Consider the following 20,914-nt stretch of genomic DNA (forward strand, 5'->3'; position numbering starts at 1 on the left):
GACACACCGTGGGCCGGCTGACCGGTGGGGACCCGTCGTTGCTGCGTCGGATCAATTCCGCGGTGGTTCTGCACGCCCTGCGAGGGGCGGTGTCACCGACGCTCACCGACCTGACGCGGATCACGGGCCTGTCCCGGCCCACGGTCGAGGGCGTCATGGAGGGACTTTTCGAGGCCGGGCTGGTCGTCGAGTCGGCCCCCGACGGTGCCGAGGCGCGACGCCAGGGACGCCCCGCGCGCCGGTTCCGGTTCCGGGCCGAGGCGGGGCATCTGCTGGGCATCGAGATCGGCCCGCACCGGGTCTCGGCGTTGTTGTCCGGGCTGGACGGGCGGATCATCGGCGCCGGTTCTCGTGAGGTTTCGGAGACGGCCTGCGCGGACGACCGCCTCGACAGGGTGCGGACCGTCGTCGCCGACGTCCTTCGGCGCACGGGCGTGGCTCGCAGCAGCCTGCGCGCGGTCGGCGTGGGCAGCCCCGGCATCGTGGAGGCCGACGGCACCGTCCGGCTGGGCACCGCTCTCCCGGACTGGACCGGCCTTGCGCTCGGCGAGCGCCTGAGGCGCTCGTTCCGCTGTCCCGTCCTCGTGGAGAACGATGCGAACGCGGCGGCCGTCGCGGAGCACTGGAAGGGCGCGGCCACGGAGTCCGACGACATCGTGTTCGTCCTGGCGGGTCTGAGCCCGGGGGCGGGCTCCCTGATCGGCGGACGGCTGCACCGGGGTTTCGGCGGGGCGGCGGGCGAGATCGGTGCGCTTCACCTCCTTGGCCGTGACGTCACGCCGGAGCGACTGCTGTCGACGACGGACACCCCACTGGACCCGCTGGACGAGCACGCTGTCGCCGCGGTGTTCGCCAAGGCTCGGCACGGCGACGAGCAGGCGCAGGCCGCCGTCGAGCGATTCATCCAGCGCCTGGTCCATGACGTGGCGGCGCTGGTCCTGGCGCTCGATCCGGAGCTGGTCGTCATCGGCGGCTGGGCCGCCGGGCTGGACGGGGTGCTGGATCCTCTCCGCGGTGAGCTGGCGCGGTACTGCCTGCGGCCCCCTCGGGTGACGCTGTCCCTGCTCGGCGAGGCCGCCGTGGCCACGGGCGCGCTGCGGCTGGCGCTGGACCACGTCGAGGAGCAGCTCTTCGCCGTAGAGGGAACGGTGACGGCCCGCCGCTGAGTGCGACGGGCCGTACGGTGCGCGCCCTGGGCGGGCGGTGATCCTTCAGGATGCCTGGCGGGTCTGGTCGTGGTGGCTGATCTCCAGGTCGCCCGAGTCGCCGAAGGTCAGCCGGCAGGTGTCGGCCCGGTACGTGGCGACGGAGACGGCTGCCGTGCCGCCGGCCGCGAGGTAGCGGGTCGTCACGACGAGGACGGGGGCGCCGGGGAGCCGGTCGAGCTCCTTGGCGTCGTCCGCGCGGGCCGAGCCGAGCTCCACGGACCGGTCCTGTCCGTCGAGGCCGAGCCGGTGAAGTTCACGTACGACGCTGCGGGCCCTGGCCGGGCCGGACGGGGCTTCTATGGCCGAGAGATCGGGGACGGAGGCCGCCGGTACGTACAGCAGTTCCGCCGCGACCGCCTGTCCGTGGGTGAGGCGGATCCTGCGCACGATGTGGACGGGCTCGTCGCCTGCCACGTCGAGCATGCCGGACACGGCGGCGGGCGCGGCTGCCGTCCGGCAGTCGACCGGCTGCCACGCCTCGCCCGCACCGCCTCCGGTCCAGTCGTGCTGAGCCGTGGAGACGGCGACGCCCACACGCGGCGGGGCGACGGTGGTACCCACTCCGCGGCGGCGCTGCAGTCTGCCTTCGAGTTCGAGCTGCTCCAGAGCCTGCCGGAGCGTGGCCCGGGCGACGCCGAACCGGGCGGCGAGCTCGCGCTCGTTGGGGAGGATCTCCCCCACCGCAAAGTCCGAGTCGAGTGCCTCACTGAGCACGGTCTTGAGGTGCCAGTACTTCGGCTCCTGCACCGTTTCCAGCTGCGTGGTCCCCACCCTGTCCTCCGCAATCGCCCAGCGGCTTTTCCGCGACGTTATTTATTAAAGGTTCCTGTCTTAACGTTGAGACCATAGGACGGCGCACCCCCTTGGTCAAGACCAATCCTCGCGCCGAGGGGCCGCGAAGCGGCGATCTGCCGTGCAGCGTTCACAGGACGTTCGCGGAAGGACGGCCGCGCGCAGCGCAAAGCCCCACGTCCGAGCGGGTCCGTGGGGCTTCGGCAGTCGGTCGGGCAACTTCCCGGCCCGAACAGCCCGGAGCCGACTCCGGGAAGTGAACAATCGGCTCCGGTGATCTACTCTCAGGCGAATGCGGCCAGCTTGTCAGGGTTGCGGACGATATAGACGCATTGAATTACTCCACCCCGTATGTCCACCTGGACGGTGGAGTCGGGCCGACCGCCGGAGAGCACCAGCACCCCCGGACCGCCGTTCAGCTCCAGGAAGCGGGTCGTCAGGTCGGGGATCTGGCCGGCGACGGCGAAGAGGAACCTGCCGACCTTGTCCGCGCTCCGCAGGATCCGCAGGGGCCCCTTCGACTTTCCGCCGCTGTCGCCGACGAGTCGCACGTCCGGTGCGAGCAGCGCGAGCAGCGCGGCGATGTCACCGCCGGCGGCCGCGGCCAGGAAGCGTTCCGTGAGGTCGCGGCGCTGAGCGGGATCGACGTCGTAGCGCGGCTTGCGTTCCTCCACGTGCCGGCGGGCACGCCCTGCGAGCTGGCGTACGGCCGCCTCGGTCCTGTCGAGCGTCGCCGCGATCTCCGCGTAGGGAAACCCGAAGGCCTCGCGCAGGACGAAGACGGCGCGCTCCAGCGGGGACAACGACTCGAGCACGACGAGGACGGCGACGGACACGGAATCGGCGAGCACGGCGCGCTCCGCCGTATCGGGCACGGTCGGCCCGAAGTCGGTGACCAGAGGTTCCGGCAGCCACGGTCCGACGTACGCCTCGCGGCGCGTACCGAGCTGACGCAGCCGGTCGATGGCGAGGCGGGTGACGATCGCGACGAGGAAGGCGCGCGGTTCCCGTACGTCCTCCCGTGAAGCGGCCGACCAGCGGAGCCATGCCTCCTGGACCACATCCTCGGCGTCGGCGATCCGGGCGAGCATGCGATAGGCGACCCCGACGAGTACGGGACGGTGCTCTTCGAAGACGTCGGTCACGGTTTCGGTTGCCACCCGCCCATACCAGCCGACCCGAGGGACGGTGTCCAGTTACCCGACACCGCGCTCTTGAACTACAAGCTACCTGGCGGTAATTGTTGTTGACGCAATGTCTAAGCCGCTTGCAGGCACGGTTCCTACGTGTCGCCTCACCCGGGAGCACCCTCCATGGCCACCACGGTCTCGTTCACCGTCCAGTCACCCCGAGGACGACCGCGGAGCGTGTCCATCGCCTACGAACGTTCGGGTTCCGGAGAGCCGCTGCTGCTGCTCCACGGGATCGGCCACCATCGTCAGGCCTGGGACCCGGTGATCCCGGTCCTGGCCGTGGAACGCGAGGTCATCGCGCTGGACCTGCCGGGTTTCGGCGCCTCCCCCGGGCTGCCCGACGACCTCTCCTACGACCTGGCCACCATGGCACCGCTGCTCGGAGCCTTCTGCGAGGCGATCGGCGTGGACCGCCCCCACGTGGCGGGGAACTCGCTCGGCGGCCTGCTGGCGCTGGAGCTGGGGCGCGAGAAACGCGCCCGCTCGGTGACCGCGCTTTCGCCCGCCGGATTCTGGACGCAGCGCGAGCGCCGGTACGCGTTCGGAACGCTCCGCGCCATGCGGCTGGCAGCGGTGTCGATGCCGTTGCCCCTCATCGAGCGGCTGTCCCGGTCCGCAGCCGGCCGCACCGCTCTGACCAGCACCATCTACGCCCGGCCCGGCCGGCGTTCACCGGAGGCCGCCGTGTCCGAGACCCTGGCCCTGCGCCGGGCGAGCGGTTTCCACCGGACGCTGGACGCCGGGCGGGACGTCCTGTTCACCGACGACGTGCCGGGGCTGCCGGTGACCATAGCCTGGGGCGGGAACGACCGGCTGCTCCTTCGGCGCCAGGGCATCCGGGCCAAGCACACCGTCCCCGGCGCCCGGCTGGTCCGGCTGCCCGGCTGCGGCCACGTCCCGATGAACGACGACCCCGCTCTGGTGGCGCGGGTGATCCTCGACACCAGCCGCTGAGTCCACCGCCCGCTCACCGCCCCGTCGGCGCAGGACGCCCGAGCCGATCGCCACGCCGAGCCCGACCAGACAGCTGCCCGCGGCCTGGCCGGGACCGAATGACCCCGCACCCACCAGCGGAGCGGTGAGCGCGGCCGAGACAGGGATCAGCCCCGAGAAGAGAGTGGCACGCTCGGCCCCGATGCGCTGCATGCCCCGGTACCAGCAGACGAAGCCGACGACGGTCACCACAGCGGCCTGCCAGAGCAGCGCAGCCGCCTCGCCCGGCGTGGGAAGCCGCACGAATCCCGCACCGTCGACCGCCAAGCCGAGCAGCGCCGACTCCACGGCCGCGATCGCGCACACCGTGGCGGACAGCAGCCTCGGCCCGAGCCGGCGCAGCACCGGTACGGCGAGCACGGCGAAACCCACCTCACCCGCCAGCGCACCCACGGAGCACACGATGCCGGCCGTGTCCGTACGCCCCCAGCCCTGGACGGTGAAGGCCCCCGCGGCGACCAGCACCGCGGCGTAGAGCACGGCCCGGGCCGGCCGGCGCCCCTCCAGCAGGGGTGCGAACACAGCCACGAGGATCGGCGCGCACCCGACGAACACCCCCGGAACCGCCGGCTCCGCGGACCGTTCCGCGGCGAGCACGGCCAGGTTGAAGCCGACCATGCCCACTGCGGCGAGCAGAGCGAGCCGCCCCCACTGCCCGCGGGTGAGCCCCTTCAGCGCGACGACCGGCCGGGGCTCCGCGGACCGCGTCAGCAGGGGTACGAGCAACAGGCCCGCCAGGCCGTACCGCAGGGCCTGACCGCCCGCGTAGGGATACTCGCCGAGCACGCTGTTGGCGGTGAAGGAGGCACCCACGAGGATGCAGGCGAATGCGGCGAGGAGCGCGCCGCGCAAGTAGGTCACGTTCATGGCACCGACGCTAGGCAGCTGGGCGGCCCGGTTTAAGGTCCACTTTCATGACGTCTTCGGGGACCGGTTCAACGTCCGCCGGCGGTGGCAGTGCGCAGGAATCCGTTTCGGCTGCCTGGGAGTTGTTGCTCCCCGCCGCTTCGGCTCCCGCCCGCGGGCGGGGACGCGCCCTGCAGTCGGCCCTGCGTGAGGCGGTCCGCTCCGGGCGGCTGGTGCCGGGAACCCGGCTGCCGTCCAGTCGCGCGCTCGCCGCCGACCTGGGCGTCTCACGCGGCCTGGTCACGGAGGCCTACGAGCAGCTGACGGCGGAGAGTTACCTGCGCAGTGGGCGCGGGGCCGGGACATGGGTGAGCGGATCGGCACGTGCGGCGGCCGGCGGTGCCCGCGATCGCGCTCCGCGCGCCCGGGACACCGGTATCGACTTCCGGCCCGGTACTCCGGACCTCTCGCTCTTCCCCCGCAGCGCCTGGGCCGCCACGTACCGTTCGGTTCTCGCCCGGCTGCCGCACGGCGCCCTGGGATACCCGGATCCGCGCGGGCTTCCCGAACTGCGCGACGCCCTGGCCGCACTGCTGACGAGGCGCCGCGGCGTGGTCGCCGATCCGGAGCGACTGCTGGTCTGTTCGGGTGTCGCCCAGGCCACGACCCTGCTCGGATTCGTCCTGCGCGGCCGCGGACTGCGCACCGTCGGCGTCGAGGATCCCGGAAGCCCCGAGCACGCCTCGCTGTTCGCGTCGGCGGGCCTCGCCACGGCACGGCTGCCGCTCGATGACGAAGGGCTGGAGGCCGGCCCTCTCATCAGCTCCGGCGTACGCGCCGTAGTCACGACTCCGGCCCACCAGTTCCCCACCGGCATCGCGTACTCCGCCGCTCGCCGCAGCCGGCTGCTCGACTGGGCGAGGGAGTGCGACGGGCTGATCGTGGAGGACGACTACGACGGCGATTTCCGCTACGACCGCGCGCCCGTGGGCGCCCTGCAGGGACTCGACCCCGAGCACGTCGCGTACACCGGCTCGGTGAGCAAGTCGCTTGCACCCGGGCTCCGGCTCGGCTGGCTGCTGGCACCGGCGTCGATGACGGACGAGCTGACCGACCGCAAGCGGACGATGGACCTGGGCAACCCCGCCGTCGACCAGGCGGTGCTCGCGGACTTCATCACCCGGGGCGGCTACGACCGCCAGCTGCGCCGTTGCCAGCGGGCATACCGGGAACGCCGTGACGTACTGATGGCGGCGCTGGCCGAGCACTTCCCGGGCACCGAGGTCAGTGGAATCGCCGCAGGGCTTCACATCATCGCCCGGCTGCCCGAACAGTACGGTCCGGAGGCGGAGTTCATGGCCCGCGCCGAGGAGTACCGGATCGCTCTGCGCCCGCTGAGCGACTGCGGTACGCCGCGGACCGACGACGGATCCGTCGGCCTGGTGCTCGGTTACGCGCACCTGTCACCGGCGGACATCGCGCACGGCGTGCGGCGGCTGGCCGCGGCCTGTCGGGGAGCCCGCTGAGCGAACGGCACAACCGGCGGGGGACGGGTATTCACCTCGCGTTGGTGTGCACGACTCCGGCGGACGCGAGGGTGGGCCCCCTCGTTCACCAGTCCGTGCGTCCGATCCGCTGCCCCGGAGGCCCTTCGATGCCGTCCCGTCCGCGATTCCCGTCCCCCGACCGACGTACCGTGCTGCGCGGTTCTTTGGCCGCATCGGCCGCTCTCGCACTCCCCGTGGCGGGCGCGGCGGCCCCGGCCTTCGCACGGTCCGGCCGCCCGGACGCGGCCTGGGGTGTGCAGGTGGGTGATGTCACGTCCTCCTCCGCGCTGGTCTGGGTGCGCTCCGACCGGCCGGCCCGGATGGTCGTGGAGACGTCGGCGACGGAGTCGTTCCGGCGCGCCCGCACCTGGCACGGCCCCCTGCTGGGTCCCGGCACGGACTTCACCGGGACGACGCCGCTGTACGGGCTGCCGGCCGGCGAGCAGGTGCACTACCGGGTGACGCTCGCCGCTCCGGACGATCCCCGTCGCGCCGGCGAACCGGTGTACGGCACCTTCCGGACCGCGCCCGCACGTCGGCGGGACGGTGTGCGTTTCCTCTGGTCCGGCGACATCGCGGGCCAGGGGTGGGGCATCAACCCGGACATCGGGGGCTACCAGGTGTACGACGAGATGCGCCGACTCGACCCCGACTTCTTCCTCTGCAGTGGGGACAACATCTACGCGGACGGGGTGATCGAGCCGAGTGTGACGCTGCCCGACGGGCGCGTCTGGCACAACGTCACCACCGAGGAGAAGGCGAAGGTCGCGGAGACTCTCGCCGAGTACCGGGGGAACTTCCGGTACAACCTGCTGGACGACAACCTCCGCAGCTTTAACGCGCAGGTTCCCTCGGTGATTCAGTGGGACGACCACGAGGTGCGCAACAACTGGTATCCCGGCCAGATCCTCGACGACGTCCGGTACACCGAGAAGAACGTGGACGTCCTGGCCGAGCGTTCGATGCAGGCTTTCCGTGAGTACTTCCCGGTGTCGACGCTGCACGGCACGGGCGGGCGGAGGGTTCACCGGGTCGTGCCGCACGGGCCGCTTCTCGACCTGTTCGTGCTGGACATGCGGACCTTCCGCAACGCCAACTCACCGGGCAGGCAGGCCGACGACACCGACGGAATCCTCGGCGCCGAGCAGTTGTCCTGGCTCGAGCGGGAACTGTCGAAGTCCCGGGCGGTCTGGAAGGTGATCGCCGCGGACATGCCGCTCGGACTGGTCGTCGCCGACGGTGCCACGGACTTCGAGGCCGTGGCGCAGGGCGATCCCGGAGCTCCGCTCGGCCGCGAACTGCAGATCGCCGAACTGCTGCGGTTCATCAAGCACCGCCGGATCACCGGCACCGTGTGGCTGACGGCGGACGTGCACTACACCTCGGCCCAGCACTACGCGCCCGAGCGCGCGGCCTTCAAGGACTTCGCCCCCTTCTGGGAGTTCGTCACGGGGCCGCTGGCGGCCGGCCAGTTCCCGTCCAACGCGCTCGACGGCACGTTCGGCCCCGACCAGGTGTTCGTGCAGGCTCCCGACCGGGCGAACGTCTCGCCGATGGAGACGCCTTCGCTCTTCGGTGAGGTGGAGATCGACGGTGAAAGCGGCGAGTTGACCGTGCGCCTTCGCGCACAGGGCGGTTCCGTCCTGTTCAGCAAGGTGCTCCAGCCGGGGCGCGTGGGGCAGTGAGCCGGGCGGCTCGGCCCGAGGGCAGCGGGCCGGGGGAAGCTCGGGCCTCGGCGTTGAGTCCCTCCGTACCGCACCTCACTCGGAATCGATGGGCCAACCGGCCAAAAACAGACGATAGCTGACTAGATCCATACTTAACCCATCGGTCACAAGGTGTTCGCGATCAGGCAACACCACTCGGTCACAGTGGTGTCATGACTGATGTGACCTCCGCGAAGAGTGCCCGCCGCCCCCACCACTGGCGGCGGGACCTCATCGAACTCGCCGCCCTGTTCACCGCCGTCGCCGTCGCCGACGCGATCGCGAACCTGATCGGACACCAGCCGGACGGACCGTATCTGCTCATCGCCTCGGCCGTGGCGCTGACCGCCACCGCCGGGTTCCACACCTGGTGGGCACGGCGTCACAGCCACGCCCCACCCCCGGACGCCGACGCGACGGCCGGCACGGATGCCGCGGGCATGCGGACGGCCGGCGCGTCCGGCGCCCCGTCGCCGGACGCCGCAGCCCCCGAGTCGGTGCTGTGGCGGATGCGTACGACGGTCCGGGACGCCCCCGGCAGCCTGGCAGCGCTCTGCATCGTGCTGGCCGGCCACCGGATCGACATCCTGACCCTTCAGACCCATCCGCTGGCCGACGGCACGGTCGACGAGTTCCTGCTGCGCGCCCCCGCCACCCTGCCGGCCCCGCAGCTGACCCGCGCGATCTCCGAAGCCGGCGGCAGCTCCACCTGGATCGAGCGCGCCGACGCCCACGATCTGGTGGACGCGCCGACCCGGGTGCTCGGCCTCGCGACCCGCACCGCCCTGGACGCCGCGGAACTCCCCCTCGCACTGCGCCAACTGCTCGGCCGGTGCACCATCCACTCGCTGCCCGCCGTCTCGATCACCGGACGCGCCACCGGGGACAGCGCACCCGTGGAGGGCGTGCTGGAGGAGACGGTGATGCGGCTGCGCGATCCGTCGGGCGGTGTCATCACCGTCGAGCGCCCTTATCTCCCCTTCACGCCCACGGAGTTCGCCCGCGCGCGGGCCCTCGTCGAGCTCGATGCCCGGCTCGGCCCCCGCGTCCCCCGCAGCGAGCACGTACTCACCCTGCCCGAGGGCAACGCGATCACGGTGCGCCGGGCGGACCGCGACGACCTCGAAGCGGCCAGGGCCATGCACGACCGCTGCTCGGAACAGACCCTGCGACTGCGCTACCACGGACCGGTCCGGGACGCCGACCGCTATCTCGACCACCTGCTGAGCCCGCGCTTCGGGCGCACCCTCGCCGTACAGACGGCATCCGGCCGCACGGTGGCCCTCGGCCATCTCCTGTGGGACGGGGACGAGACGGAGGTCGCCCTGCTCGTCGAGGACGACTGGCAGCGCCGCGGCATCGGCTCCGAGCTGCTGGGCCGCCTGGTGGCGCTCGCCGTCGAGGCGGGCTGCGAGAGCGTCTACGCCGTCACCCAGGCGTCGAACACCGGCATGGTCGCCGCCATGCGCGCGCTCTCGCTGCCCCTCGACTACCAGATCGAGGAGGGAACGCTCGTGATCACCGCCCGGCTGGGCGCGACACCGGTCCTGCCCCTGCCGCCGTACGAGCAGGCGGAGCGCTGACCGCCTGACGCGCGGGCTGCTCGCCGCTCAGCGCCTGGCACAGGTCGGCCCACAGGTCCTCCACGTCCTCCAGCCCGACCGACATGCGCAGCAGCCGATCGCCGACCCCCGAGGACTGACGGTCTCCTTCATCCACAATGCGGTGGCTGATGGAGGCCGGGTGCTGGATCAGGGTGTCGACACTGCCGAGACTCACCGCGGGGGTGATCAGCCGGACCGCGGCGATCACCCCGTGCGGGTCCCCGTACACCTCGAAGGAGACCATCGCGCCACCCAGCTCCGGGTAGTGCACACGGGCGATCCGCGGGTCGGCGGACAGCCGGCGGGCAAGCTCGGCGGCGTTCGCCGACGCCGCCCGCACGCGCACCGGCAGCGTGGCCAGACCGCGCAACAGCAGGTATCCCGCCATCGGGTGAAGCACCCCGCCGGTCGCGAAGCGCACTTGGCGCAGCCGGGCGGCGAACTCCTCGTCGCAGGCGACGACTCCGCCCATCACGTCCCCGTGGCCCCCCAGGTACTTCGTCGCGCTGTGCAGCACGATCCGCGCCCCGTGTTCGACGGGCCGCTGGAGTACGGGAGTGGCGAAGGTGTTGTCGACCAGCAGCGGCACCGAGCCGCAGGAGTGCGCGACCGCCCGGATGTCCACTTCCGCGAGGGTCGGGTTGGCGGGCGTCTCGACGATCACCAGTCCCGTGTCGGGGCGGATCGCCTCGGCGATGCCCGCCGGGTCCGTCCAGGTCACCTCCGTGCCGAGGAGCCCGGCACCCAGAAGGTGGTCGCTGCAGCCGTAGAGCGGGCGGACCGCGACCACATGGCGCAGCCCCATGCTCGCGCGGGCCAGCAGGACAGCGGTGAGTGCGGCCATGCCGCTCGCGAACGCCACAGCGCTCGCGGTCCCTTCGAGGCGGGCCAGAGCCGTCTCGAAACGGGCGGTGGTCGGATTGTCGAGCCGTGCGTAGACCGGGGGACCGTCGAGCCGGGCGCCGGTGGCGGCGAAGGCGTCGATCCGTTCCGCCTCGCCCCTGGAGTCGTGACTGGGATAGGTGGTGGACAGGTCGATCGGCGGGGCGTGCAGGCCGAGGGCTGCGAGGTCTTCGCGTCCGGCATGCACGGCTTCGGTGGCCGGCGCCCGGTACCGGGGTGTCGTCGAGGGCGCCGTCGAGGAGTGGATGTCCATGCCCCCACTCTGAACAGTCACCGGGTCCGTCACGTGATACCCCGTGCTACGTTCGGCGAATGACCGATTCCGTCGCTCTCGACACGGTGGATCTGCACATTCTGCGGCTGCTCCAGAACGATGCCCGGACCACGTACCGCGAGCTCGCGGCCGAGGTCGGGATCGCGCCGTCGACCTGCCTCGACCGGGTCACCAGGCTGCGCCGCACGGGTGTCATCCTCGGTCATCAGCTGCGCCTGGACCCGGCCAGGATGGGGCGCGGTCTTGAGGCGTTCCTCTCCGTGCAGGTCCGGCCGCACCGCCGGGAGCTCATCGGCCCGTTCGTCGACCGGATCAGGACGCTGCCCGAGTCCCGTGCGCTGTTCCATCTGACCGGTCCGGACGACTATCTGGTCCATGTGGCGGTGACCGACACCGCCGATCTCCAGCGCCTGGTCCTGGACGAGTTCACCTCGCGGCGCGAAGTGGCCCGTGTGGAGACACGGTTGATATTCCAGCAGTGGGAATGCGGTCCGCTGCTGCCGCCGGCGGCACGGACGGCCGAGCACGGTCCGGGTCAGGCCCGTACTGCCGATCGATAGTGACGCGGAGGGCCTCCCCGTACGAGGATGTCCACATGTCAGACACTCCGAGCAGCGCGCTGCCCCGCCAGGTCGCCGACAACTACGTCGACGCATTTATCGAACTCGACCCGATCTCCGGCACCTATCTGGGTGTCGCGGAGAGCTCGCGCCGCCTTCCCGACTTCTCCCCCGCCGGCCAGGAAGCGCTGGCCGAGCTCGCGCGCACCACGCTCGCGCTGCTCGACCGGGCCGAGCAGCTCCCCGGCGCCGCCGATGACTCCGAGCGCCGCTGCGGCCGCCTTCTCCGCGAACGTCTGACGGCCGAACTCGCCGTCCACGAAGCCGATGAGGCGCTGCGGGCCGTTTCCAATCTGCATTCTCCGGCCCACTCGATCCGTGAGGTGTTCACGGTGACGCCCACCGAGACGGACGAGGACTGGGCTGCCGTCGTGGAGCGGCTCAAGGCGGTTCCGGCCGCCCTGTCCGGCTACCGCGAGTCCCTCGCGCTCGGCCTGGAGCGGAAGCTGTACGGCGGTCCGCGCGCCACCGCCACCTTCATCGGCCAGCTCGACGAGTGGACCGGCGACGGCACGACGGGGTTCTTCCAGGACTTCGCCGCCCCCGGACCGGATGCCCTGCGCACCGAACTGGTCGCTGCCGCGGCGCAGGCCACCCGGGCGCTGGAGGAGCTGCGGGACTGGATGCGCGAGGTCTACGCCCCCGCGGTCGAGGGCGCGCCGGACACGGTGGGCCGTGAGCGGTACGCCCGGTGGTCGCGCTACTTCAACGGCACCGATCTGGACCTCGACGAGGCGTACGCGTACGGCTGGTCGGAGTACCACCGGCTGCTGGCCGAGATGCGGTCCGAGGCCGAGAAAGTGCTGCCGGGCGCGGGTCCCTGGGAGGCGCTGGCCCATCTCGACGTGCACGGCAAGCACATCGAGGGGGTCGACGAGGTCCAGGCGTGGCTGCAGGGCCTGATGGACGAGGCGATCGAGGCCCTGGACGGGACGCACTTCGAACTCGCCGAGCGGGTACGCAGGGTGGAGTCCCGGATCGCTCCGCCCGGCGGCGCCGCGGCGCCGTACTACACGGGTCCTTCCGAGGACTTCTCGCGCCCCGGCCGCACCTGGCTGCCGACGATGGGCGAGACCCGGTTCCCGGTGTACGACCTGGTCTCCACCTGGTACCACGAGGGCGTGCCCGGCCATCACCTCCAGCTGGCCCAGTGGGCCCATGTCGCCGAGAGCCTGTCGCGCTACCAGGCCTCCATCGGCATCGTCAGCGCCAACGCCGAGGGCTGGGCGCTGTACGCGGAGCGCCTGATGGACGAGCTGGGCTTCCTGCCCGACGCCGAGCGCCGGCTGGGGTATCTGGACGCCCAGATGATGCGGGCCTGCCGGGTGATCGTGGACATCGGCATGCACGCGGAGCTGGAGATCCCGGCCGACTCGCCGTTCCATCCCGGTGAGCGGTGGACGCCCGAGCTGGCCCAGGAGTTCTTCGGCAACCACAGCGGCCGGCCTGCCGATTTCGTGGAGAGCGAGCTGACCCGCTACCTCTCGATGCCCGGCCAGGCCATCGGCTACAAGCTGGGCGAGCGTGCGTGGCTGCTCGGCCGGGAGAACGCCCGCGCGGCGCACGGTGACGCCTTCGACCTCAAGTCCTGGCACATGGCCGCCCTGTCCCAGGGACCGCTGGGTCTCGACGATCTGGTCGACGAGCTGTCGAAGCTCTGACCGGACGGGCCGGCCGGTCCCGGGCATGGTGTCCGGGACCGGCCGGCCGGTGTCAGCACCCGCAGTCGCCGGACGTGTCGGGCGCGGTGAGCGGATCGGCGGTGCGCCGCTCGCGCCCCTGCCAGGTCTCGAACTCGAAGCCCTCACGGGCCCAGTACTCGAATCCGCCGAGCATCTCCTTGACCTGGTAGCCGAGTTCGGCGAGGGCGAGCGCGGCACGGGTGGCGCCGTTGCAGCCGGGGCCCCAGCAGTAGGTGACCACGGGCACCGCGGGATCGAGGAGCTGCCGTGCCTGCTCGGCGATGAGCGCCGTCGGCAGGTGTACGGCCCCGGGGACGTGTCCCTGGTCCCAGGACGCGGTGGAGCGGGAGTCGAGGAGGACGAAGCCGGGGTCTCCGCCGGCCGCCAGTGCGGCGGCGACGTCCGAGACATCGGCGTGGAAGGCGAGCGAGGCGCCGAAGTACGCGGCGGCCGCGGCCGGAGCCGCCGGCGGAACGCGCAGTACGGGGTTCGGGGCAGTGGGGACGGCGGTTTCGGTGGCGGTGGGCTGCGAAGTCATGGTGGAAATCTACGACCGGTGACGGTGCGCCGGAAGATGAGATCCCCGGCACACCTCTTGTTCCGCCGGGGAAATCCCTGTTTCCTCTTCACATGACCGACTATTCCCCGGACGCCACCGACTGGCGCATTCTCGATGTGCTGCAGCGTGAGGGGCGCGCGACGTTCGCCGAGCTCGCGCGGGCCGTAGCGATGTCGTCGAGCGCTGTGACAGAGCGGGTGCGGCGTCTGGAGGAGGCCGGCATCATCAGCGGTTACGCGGCGGTGGTGGACCAGGAACGCCTCGGTCTGCCGATTCTCGCCTTCGTACGGCTGCGGTATCCGAACGGCAACTACAAGCCGTTCCACGACCTGCTCGACACGACGCCGGAGATCGTGGAGGCGCACCACGTCACCGGCGACGACTGCTTCGTACTGAAGGTGACCGCTCGCTCCATGCGGCATCTGGAGGCCGTCACCGGGAAGATCGGCGCCCTCGGTTCCGTCACCACCAGCGTCGTCTACTCCTCGCCGCTGCCGAGGCGGGCGGTCAGTCGCTGATCGCGTCCGCCGTCCGGTGCCGCACGGCCGATCCGTGCCGTTCCTTCACCACTTCGAGCTGGGCGGGGATACGGCGGCGCAGATCGCCGACATGGCTGACGATGCCGACGCTGCGGTCCCGTTCGCGCAGGGAGTCCAGCACGTCGAGCACCTCGTCCAGGGTCTGCTCGTCGAGACTGCCGAAACCCTCGTCGATGAAGAGGGTGTCCAGCCGTACGCCGCCCGCCTCGTCGGTGACCACGTCGGCGAGGCCCAGTGCCAGGGCCAGCGAGGCGAAGAACGTCTCGCCTCCGGAAAGCGTGGCCGTGTCGCGTTCGCGCCCCGTCCAGGCGTCGATGACGTGCAGGCCGAGTCCGGCCCGCCGGCCTCCCGTCCGGGCGTCGGAGTGGACCAGCTGGTAGCGGCCCGACGACATCCGCCTGAGCCGGGCCGTGGCGGCCGCCGCCACCTGTTCGAGGCGGGCCGCGAGCACGTACGACTCCAGGCGCATCTTGCGCTCGTTGTCCGCCGAGGTGCCCGCGGTGAGCCCGGCGAGCCGTGCGACCCGCTCGAACTCCTCGCGCACCGGCCCCAGGCCGTGCACCTCTTCGGCCGTGCGGCGGGAGAGCCGGCCGAGCTCGGCGCAGCGTTCCCGTGCCGCCGCGAGGGCTGCCGACGCGTCCCTCAGCAGCCGCTCGGCGGCGTCGTACGCCCGCTGCGCCGTGTCCGGACCGGCCGGGGCGCGGTTGGCGGCCGCACGGGCGTCGGTCTCGGCCAGCCGGTCGGCCACCGCGGCCGCCTCGGCCTGCCAGGCGTCGATTCGGTGCTGAAGCGCACGCTGTCCGGAGTCGGCGAGCAGGGTGTCCGCCGCGGCCCGCGGGGTGTCGAAGCCCGCTCGGAAAGCGGCGTCCGCGAGCCGGTCGTCGGCCTCCTTGAGCCGCGCTGCCGCCGCCTCCTCCTCGCGCACCGTGGTGGCCGCCTCGACGAGCAGAGCGACCCGGTTCTGCAGCAGTGCGGCGTGTTCGGTGACGCTGCCCGACTCGCCGCGTGCCTGCGCCAGTACCTCTTCCAGCGCGGCCTGTTCACCGTCGAGGCCCTCGCGCCGGGAGGTGCGGGCGGCTGCCCGGCGTTCGGCGTGCTGCCGGTCCTCGGCCCGCTGCGCGTGCTCGCGTTCGGCGGCTGCGAGCGCCTCGCGTGCGGCGTGCATCCCGGCGGCGGTCCGGTACGCCTGCGCGTGGTCACGGGTCAGGGTGTCCACGAGCGCGGCCAGCGCGTCGGCCGTCGGGTCTGCCGCCGCACGGTCGGTACCGGCCGCCTCCGCGCCCTCCACGGCCTCCGCCCGGGCTGCCGCATACCGTTCGCGTACGGCTCCGAGCGCGTGCTCCGCCTCGGTGCGCGCCTGCTCGGCACGCCGGTGGGCGGCCTCCGCGGCGTCCTCCGTCGCCTGGTCGACGTGCCCGTCCCCGGCGCGGGCCGGCCGCGGGTGGTCGGTGGAGCCGCAGACCGTGCAGGCCTCGCCCTCGACGAGTTCCCGCGCGAGTTCGGCCGCGATGTCGCGCAGCCGCCGCTCGCGCAGGTCGAGCCAGTGCTCACGGGTGCCCAGGGCGCGCTCACGGGCCCCGGCGAGCCGCTCCTCGGCCGAGGACGACTCGGCTGCCAGGGCGTCGCGGCGGCGGGCCGCGTCCCGTCGCCGCCGGGCCGGATCCAGCCGCCCCGCCAGCAGTTCGGCGCGGGTCGCGGCCTCCTGCGCCGCTTCGATACGGGCGTGCAGTCCGCCGCGGGTGGTCTCCCAGCCGGCCAGCCAGCCCTCGGCGTCGCGGATCAGTTCGTCATCGGCCCGCGCCTGCCGCTCCAGCGCGGTGCGTTCGCTGTCGATCTCCGCGCTGCGCCGCTCGGCACGGCGCGCGGCGTCGAGGCCGCCGAGCTCTTCACGCAGTCTGCGCTCCAGGGCGGCCAGTTGCTCGGCGCCCGCGTCGGCCAGACTGCCCGGCAGCCGGGACCGCGAGCGGTCGCGGGCCGCGCTCGCGCCCCGGTACGCCCGCTCCGCCTCGTCGCGCAGTTCCAGTGCCGGGGCGACGCGGTCCGCCTTGCGGGCTCGGGACAGCTGTTCCACGGCGTCGTCGTGTCCGGACCGGCCCGCTTCCGATGCCGCTGCGCGGCGCCGGGTCTCGGCGTACCGCTGCTGGAGTGCGGCCAGTTCCCGTTCGGCGTCCAGAGCGGACCTGGCGTCCGCGTGGCGGCTCTCGGCCGCCGACAGCACCTCGGCGGCGATGTCGAGCCGCTCCCGGGCGCCGCTGCGGGCCGTCGCGGCCCATGCCAGTACGGCGTCCGCGAGCCCCGGCTCGCCCGGCTGGACGGCCGGCATCGGGCATTCGCGCCCTGCCGGTCCTGCGGCCTGGGCGATCCGCTGGGCAAGGGCGAGAATCTGTTCGTCCCCGGCTCTGACCTGGTTCTCGGCGGCCCGGCGGAGATCGGCGAGGCGCTCCTCGACGGCCGCGAAGCGGCGGGTGTCGAAGAGCCGGCCGAGCAGCTTGCCGCGGGCTTCCGCGTCGGCCCGCAGGAAGCGGGCGAAGTCGCCCTGCGGCAGGAGCACCACCTGGCAGAACTGCTCCCGGCTCATCCCGATGAGCTGCGTGACCTCCTCACCGATCTCTTGGTGCGAGCGGCTCAGCGCCCGCCAGCCCTGCTCGGCGTCGTACGCGCGCAGCCAGCTCTGCGCCTTCTCCGTGGTGTGGCCGCCGCCCCGTTTCTTGGGCCGGGGCTGGGCGGGGCGCCGGGTGATCTCCAGGCGGTGCCCGCCGACGGTGAGTTCGAGCCGGACCTCGGTGGGCAGGTCGGCGGGGGCGTGGTCGCTGCGCAGCGAGGTGCCGGGGCTCTGCCGGGCGCCGGGCACGGCCCCGTACAGGGCGTAGCAGACGGCGTCGAGGACCGAGGTCTTGCCTGCGCCGGTCGGTCCGTGCAGCAGGAAGAGCCCGGCCGCGGAGAGCGCGTCGAAGTCGATCTCCTGGGTGGTTCCGAACGGGCCGAAGGCGGTGATGCCGAGCCGGTGGAGCCTCATCGGTTCACCTCGCGCACGGTGTCGTCGACCCGTACGTGGTCGAAGGCGCTGCGCAGCACCGTCCGCTCGTGTTCGTCGATGCCGTATCCGCCGCGGACGTGGGCCACGAAGTCCTCCGCGATGCTCTGGTCGTCGCGTCCCCGCAGCCGCTGGGCGTAGGAGGTGTGCGGGTCGTCGGGCGCCCGGTCCGGTTCGAGGACGAGGCTGAGCGTGTGCGGGAAGCGCTCGACGAGCCGGGCCATGGGCTCGGCCGGGCGGACCGGGTCGGTGAGGGTGGCCTCGACCCAGGAGTGTTCGTGCCGGTCGAGGGCCGGGTCGTCGAGGAGGGCGTCGAGCCGGCCCCGGAGGCGGGCGAGCGGGCGGGGCACCGGGCAGTCGATGCGCTGTGCCGCGATCGCGCCCGTGGCGTCGAGGTCGATCAGCCACATCGTCTTGCGGTGGTCGGCCTCCGAGAAGGAGTACGCGAGCGGGGAACCGGAGTACCGGACGCGTTCGGCGACGGTCTGGCAGCCGTGGAGGTGCCCCAGCGCCACGTAGTCGACGCCGTCGAAGACGCCGGCGGGGACGGCCGCCACTCCGCCGACCGTGATGTCGCGTTCGCTGTCGCTCGGCTCGCCGCCCGCGACGAAGGCGTGGGCGAGGACCACGGACCGGGTGGCGTCCGGCCGCTCGGCGAGATCGGCGCGGACCCGGTCCATGGCGGCTGTGAGCACGGCCTCGTGCCCGGCACGCTCCGCCTTGAACACGTCCTTGACGAGAGCGGGTTCGAGGTAGGGGAGGCCGTAGAACGCCACGTCGCCGTGCGTGTCCGGGATCACGACGGGGGTGGCGCAGTGGGCGGGGTCGGTCCGCAGATGGATACCGGCCCGTCCGATGAGGCCGGCGCCGACACCGAGCCGCCGGGCGGAGTCGTGGTTCCCGGAGATCATCACGGTGGGCACCCCGGCGGCGGCGAGCCGGTGCAGCGCGTCGTCGAAGAGCTCCACCGCGGAGAGCGGCGGCACCGCTCTGTCGTACACGTCACCCGCCACGAGCACGACGTCGACCTCGTGCTCACGCACGGTGGCCACCAGGTGGTCGAGGTAGGCGGCCTGTGCCGCGTGCAGCGAGACACGGTGGAACGACCGGCCCAGATGCCAGTCCGATGTGTGCAAAATCCTCAAGAGCCGGCTCCGACCTGCATGTTTCGCTTCCTCGTCCCCCGGGTCCTGTCCGGCCGTGCACCGTGCCGGTTCAGGTGCCCGCTCCCGGCGCCCACCACTCGTGCGCCCCCTGCCCCTGTTCCCTCACGCACCACAGTCTCCCATCACCGGATGCGCGGCCGGGGCAACAGCCGGGAACGCGGGTGCCGACAGTTCGCCGGGCCGGGCCGCTCAGGCGTCCCCGTACGCCTCGGCACCCAGTTCCAGTCCCGCCTCGCCCGCCGTGGCGTCGGCCAGCCAGCGCCGGAACTCCTCGACCTCGGCGTCCGGCAGCCCGATCTCGATGGTCACGGCCTCCGCGTACCGGACCTCGCGCACCGTGCGTCCGGTGGCCCGCAGTTCGTTCTCCAGCCTGCCTGCGCGCTGGTGTCCCACGGTGACGGTCGCGATCCGGAACCGCTGCCGGGTGAGCGTGCCGAGGACGTCGAGGGCCTCGCCGACCACGCCCCCGTAGGCCCGGATCAGTCCGCCGGCACCGAGTTTCACCCCGCCGTAGTAGCGGGTCACGACGGCGACGACGTACCGCATCTCGCGACGGGTGAGCATCTGCAGCATGGGGACACCGGCGGTGCCCCCCGGCTCGCCGTCGTCGCCGGCCTTCTGTACGGAGGCGTCGGCGCCGATCACGTACGCGAAGCAGTTGTGGCTGGCCGTCGGGTGTTCCCGGCGGACGCGTGCGACGAAGTCCTGGGCGTCCTGTTCGGTTGCTGCGGGGGCGAGCGCGCAGATGAAGCGCGATCGGTTGATCTCGGTCTCGTGCACGCCCGCGCGGGCGACTGTCCGGTACTGCTCCTGCATCCGGCCAGCCTATGCGCACCTGCGGGAATGGTCCGGAGCGGCCGTCCGTTGTGCGGACCATGTACGCAGACACGGAGACGATCCGCAGGGTTCTCGAGGACGGCGGCGACACCTGGGCGGTGGTGGGGCTGTCCAACAACCGCTCGCGCGCGGCCTACGGAGTGGCCGAGGTGCTCCAGCGCTTCGGCAAGCGGGTGGTGCCCGTCCATCCCAAGGCCGAGCGGGTGCACGGCGAGGAGGGCTACGCATCCCTGGCGGACATCCCCTTCCCGGTCGATGTGGTGGACGTCTTCGTCAACAGTGAGCTGGCCGGTGCGGTGGCGGACCAGGCGGTGGCGATCGGCGCCTCGTCGGTCTGGTTCCAGCTCGGTGTGATCGACGAGCAGGCGTACGAGCGCACCAGGGCGGCCGGGCTCGACATGGTCATGGACCGTTGCCCCGCCATCGAGATCCCCGCGCTGGGAGCGTCGTAGCCGACCGCTCACATGTGCGGGGTGTCACACGCCGCTCCGGGCCGGGACAATGGTCTGCTGTGAGTGCTGCCCGCACCCCTGGGGTGCCGACCGTTCCGCACAGCAGGGCCACTCTGGCCGGACAGCTGGCCTCGCTCGGTGTCGGGCGCGGCAGCGTGCTGATGGTGCACGCGTCACTGCGCGCGGTGGGAGCCGTGGACGGCGGCGCGGACGCCGTCGCGGCCGCCCTGCGGGACGTGGTGGGCCCCGAGGGCACGCTGGTGGTTCCGGCCTTCACTCCGGAGAACTCCGACACCTCCGCGCAGTACCACGCCCGGGTCCGCGGCCTCGGCGAGCGGGAGCGGGAAGCCGTGCGGGCGGCGATGCCCGCATTCGATCCGGCCACCACGGCGGCCCCCTCGATGGGCCGGCTCGCCGAAGCGGTACGCCGGACCCCCGGCTCGGTCCGCAGCGCGCACCCGCAGACCTCCTTCGCCGCACTCGGCCCCCGGGCCGGCCATGTGGTGGCGGACCATCACCCCGACTGCCACCTGGGCGAGGACTCACCACTGGCCCGCCTGCACGAACTGCGGGCCCGGGTTCTGCTGCTCGGTACCGGCTTCGGCTCCTGCACGGCGTTCCACCTCGCCGAGTACCGCGTCCCGTCGCCGCCCCGGCGCACCTACCGGTGTGTGGTGCGGGACGGGGGCCGCCGCCGCCGGTGGTGGGAGTACGAGGACGTGGCCCTGGACGACAGCGACTTCGCGGCCCTGGGCGCGGACTTCGAACGATCGGACCGAGGCAGGGCCGTCCGCACCGCTCAGGTGGGCTCCGCCACGGGCCGCCTGTTCCGGTTCCCGGCAGCGGTCGCGTTCGCCCTGGACTGGCTGCCGGCGCACCGCGGCGGTGCTCTCGCACGCGGAGGCGAACCGTGCCCACGTCCGCCTGACGCTCCACCGCCGTGACCCGGCGGTCAGTAC

The 20,914-nt window shown here is 72.5% G+C and carries 17 protein-coding genes and 1 pseudogene; 10 read left to right on the forward strand and 8 right to left on the reverse strand.

The genetic code is table 11. From position 1 onward, the window contains the following. The first annotated feature begins 8 nt into the window (after window positions 1-8). The gene (locus ACGFZA_RS29790; protein ID WP_385277062.1) at window positions 9-1,166 is read left to right on the forward strand and encodes an ROK family protein; all 1,158 of its coding nucleotides are present in this window, start codon (window positions 9-11) and stop codon (window positions 1,164-1,166) included. Between the two features lie 45 nt (window positions 1,167-1,211). Here ACGFZA_RS29790 and ACGFZA_RS29795 read toward each other — a convergent pair whose 3' ends face one another. Beyond that, window positions 1,212-1,979 (reverse strand): GntR family transcriptional regulator, encoded by a 768-nt coding sequence (locus ACGFZA_RS29795; protein ID WP_385277060.1) that lies wholly within the window; start codon window positions 1,977-1,979, stop codon window positions 1,212-1,214. A 305-nt stretch (window positions 1,980-2,284) separates the two neighbouring features. Next, complete coding sequence (gene sigJ, locus ACGFZA_RS29800; protein ID WP_393683143.1) at window positions 2,285-3,160, reverse strand: RNA polymerase sigma factor SigJ; 876 nt, start codon at window positions 3,158-3,160, stop codon at window positions 2,285-2,287. 153 nt (window positions 3,161-3,313) lie between these two features. Here sigJ and ACGFZA_RS29805 point away from each other — a divergent pair, with 153 nt between their 5' ends. Further along, entirely contained in the window at window positions 3,314-4,147 is an 834-nt protein-coding gene (locus ACGFZA_RS29805) for an alpha/beta fold hydrolase (RefSeq protein ID WP_385277056.1), read from the forward strand. Window positions 4,148-4,204: 57 nt separating this feature from the next. Here ACGFZA_RS29805 and ACGFZA_RS29810 read toward each other — a convergent pair. Beyond that, window positions 4,205-5,053: pseudogene (locus ACGFZA_RS29810) on the reverse strand (DMT family transporter); the annotation flags it as partial. 47 nt (window positions 5,054-5,100) lie between these two features. Here ACGFZA_RS29810 and ACGFZA_RS29815 point away from each other — a divergent pair. From ACGFZA_RS29815 to ACGFZA_RS29825, 3 genes are all read left to right on the forward strand, one after another. Continuing rightward, window positions 5,101-6,558, forward strand: coding sequence for a PLP-dependent aminotransferase family protein (locus ACGFZA_RS29815; RefSeq protein ID WP_393683145.1), 1,458 nt, complete (start codon window positions 5,101-5,103; stop codon window positions 6,556-6,558). Window positions 6,559-6,686: 128 nt separating this feature from the next. Continuing rightward, window positions 6,687-8,264 carry an alkaline phosphatase D family protein gene (locus ACGFZA_RS29820; RefSeq protein WP_393683147.1) on the forward strand — a complete coding sequence of 526 codons (1,578 nt, stop codon included), beginning with the start codon at window positions 6,687-6,689 and terminating at the stop codon, window positions 8,262-8,264. A 194-nt stretch (window positions 8,265-8,458) separates the two neighbouring features. Then, window positions 8,459-9,868 (forward strand): GNAT family N-acetyltransferase, encoded by a 1,410-nt coding sequence (locus tag ACGFZA_RS29825; protein WP_393683149.1) that lies wholly within the window; start codon window positions 8,459-8,461, stop codon window positions 9,866-9,868. On the opposite strand, the gene ACGFZA_RS29830 is transcribed toward ACGFZA_RS29825, so the two are convergent. Continuing rightward, the gene (locus ACGFZA_RS29830) at window positions 9,804-11,045 is read right to left on the reverse strand and encodes a trans-sulfuration enzyme family protein (protein ID WP_385277048.1); all 1,242 of its coding nucleotides are present in this window, start codon (window positions 11,043-11,045) and stop codon (window positions 9,804-9,806) included. The genes ACGFZA_RS29825 and ACGFZA_RS29830 overlap by 65 nt on opposite strands. Before the next feature lie 59 nt (window positions 11,046-11,104). On the opposite strand from ACGFZA_RS29830, the gene ACGFZA_RS29835 reads away from it, so the two are divergent. Continuing rightward, a complete protein-coding gene (locus ACGFZA_RS29835; RefSeq protein ID WP_385277046.1) occupies window positions 11,105-11,626 on the forward strand; it encodes an Lrp/AsnC family transcriptional regulator in 522 nt (173 codons plus the stop codon). Between the two features lie 35 nt (window positions 11,627-11,661). Continuing rightward, window positions 11,662-13,347 carry a DUF885 domain-containing protein gene (locus ACGFZA_RS29840; RefSeq protein ID WP_385277044.1) on the forward strand — a complete coding sequence of 562 codons (1,686 nt, stop codon included), beginning with the start codon at window positions 11,662-11,664 and terminating at the stop codon, window positions 13,345-13,347. A 52-nt stretch (window positions 13,348-13,399) separates the two neighbouring features. Here ACGFZA_RS29840 and ACGFZA_RS29845 read toward each other — a convergent pair whose 3' ends face one another. Continuing rightward, the gene (locus ACGFZA_RS29845; RefSeq protein ID WP_385277042.1) at window positions 13,400-13,906 is read right to left on the reverse strand and encodes a rhodanese-like domain-containing protein; all 507 of its coding nucleotides are present in this window, start codon (window positions 13,904-13,906) and stop codon (window positions 13,400-13,402) included. Window positions 13,907-13,998: 92 nt separating this feature from the next. Here ACGFZA_RS29845 and ACGFZA_RS29850 point away from each other — a divergent pair, with 92 nt between their 5' ends. Further along, the gene (locus ACGFZA_RS29850) at window positions 13,999-14,445 is read left to right on the forward strand and encodes an Lrp/AsnC family transcriptional regulator (protein ID WP_385277040.1); all 447 of its coding nucleotides are present in this window, start codon (window positions 13,999-14,001) and stop codon (window positions 14,443-14,445) included. Here ACGFZA_RS29850 and ACGFZA_RS29855 read toward each other — a convergent pair. From ACGFZA_RS29855 to ACGFZA_RS29865, 3 genes are all read right to left on the reverse strand, one after another. Continuing rightward, window positions 14,435-17,482, reverse strand: a complete 3,048-nt coding sequence (locus tag ACGFZA_RS29855; protein ID WP_393683154.1) for an AAA family ATPase — start codon at window positions 17,480-17,482, stop codon at window positions 14,435-14,437. The genes ACGFZA_RS29850 and ACGFZA_RS29855 overlap by 11 nt on opposite strands. Further along, the gene (locus tag ACGFZA_RS29860) at window positions 17,479-18,645 is read right to left on the reverse strand and encodes an exonuclease SbcCD subunit D (protein WP_393683156.1); all 1,167 of its coding nucleotides are present in this window, start codon (window positions 18,643-18,645) and stop codon (window positions 17,479-17,481) included. The genes ACGFZA_RS29855 and ACGFZA_RS29860 overlap by 4 nt, the downstream gene beginning before the upstream one ends. A gap of 210 nt (window positions 18,646-18,855) precedes the next feature. Beyond that, window positions 18,856-19,482, reverse strand: coding sequence for a YigZ family protein (locus ACGFZA_RS29865; protein WP_393683158.1), 627 nt, complete (start codon window positions 19,480-19,482; stop codon window positions 18,856-18,858). 59 nt (window positions 19,483-19,541) lie between these two features. Here ACGFZA_RS29865 and ACGFZA_RS29870 point away from each other — a divergent pair, with 59 nt between their 5' ends. Beyond that, on the forward strand, window positions 19,542-19,955 hold the full coding sequence (locus ACGFZA_RS29870; RefSeq protein ID WP_393683160.1) for a CoA-binding protein: 414 nt from the start codon (window positions 19,542-19,544) through the stop codon (window positions 19,953-19,955). A 59-nt stretch (window positions 19,956-20,014) separates the two neighbouring features. Next, on the forward strand, window positions 20,015-20,899 hold the full coding sequence (locus ACGFZA_RS29875) for an aminoglycoside N(3)-acetyltransferase (protein WP_393683162.1): 885 nt from the start codon (window positions 20,015-20,017) through the stop codon (window positions 20,897-20,899). The last annotated feature ends 15 nt before the right edge of the window (window positions 20,900-20,914 follow it).

This window comes from Streptomyces sp. NPDC048211, assembly GCF_043202315.1.
Classification (GTDB): Bacteria; Actinomycetota; Actinomycetes; order Streptomycetales; family Streptomycetaceae; genus Streptomyces.

Coding starts and splice junctions, on each gene's coding strand:
- ACGFZA_RS29805 (WP_385277056.1), top strand. CDS start 3,314: ATGGCCACCACGGTCTCGTTCACCGTCCAGTCACCCCGAGGACGACCG.
- ACGFZA_RS29815 (WP_393683145.1), top strand. CDS start 5,101: ATGACGTCTTCGGGGACCGGTTCAACGTCCGCCGGCGGTGGCAGTGCG.
- ACGFZA_RS29820 (WP_393683147.1), top strand. CDS start 6,687: ATGCCGTCCCGTCCGCGATTCCCGTCCCCCGACCGACGTACCGTGCTG.
- ACGFZA_RS29825 (WP_393683149.1), top strand. CDS start 8,459: ATGACTGATGTGACCTCCGCGAAGAGTGCCCGCCGCCCCCACCACTGG.
- ACGFZA_RS29830 (WP_385277048.1), bottom strand. CDS start 11,045: ATGGACATCCACTCCTCGACGGCGCCCTCGACGACACCCCGGTACCGG.
- ACGFZA_RS29835 (WP_385277046.1), top strand. CDS start 11,105: ATGACCGATTCCGTCGCTCTCGACACGGTGGATCTGCACATTCTGCGG.
- ACGFZA_RS29840 (WP_385277044.1), top strand. CDS start 11,662: ATGTCAGACACTCCGAGCAGCGCGCTGCCCCGCCAGGTCGCCGACAAC.
- ACGFZA_RS29845 (WP_385277042.1), bottom strand. CDS start 13,906: ATGACTTCGCAGCCCACCGCCACCGAAACCGCCGTCCCCACTGCCCCG.
- ACGFZA_RS29850 (WP_385277040.1), top strand. CDS start 13,999: ATGACCGACTATTCCCCGGACGCCACCGACTGGCGCATTCTCGATGTG.
- ACGFZA_RS29855 (WP_393683154.1), bottom strand. CDS start 17,482: ATGAGGCTCCACCGGCTCGGCATCACCGCCTTCGGCCCGTTCGGAACC.
- ACGFZA_RS29865 (WP_393683158.1), bottom strand. CDS start 19,482: ATGCAGGAGCAGTACCGGACAGTCGCCCGCGCGGGCGTGCACGAGACC.
- ACGFZA_RS29870 (WP_393683160.1), top strand. CDS start 19,542: ATGTACGCAGACACGGAGACGATCCGCAGGGTTCTCGAGGACGGCGGC.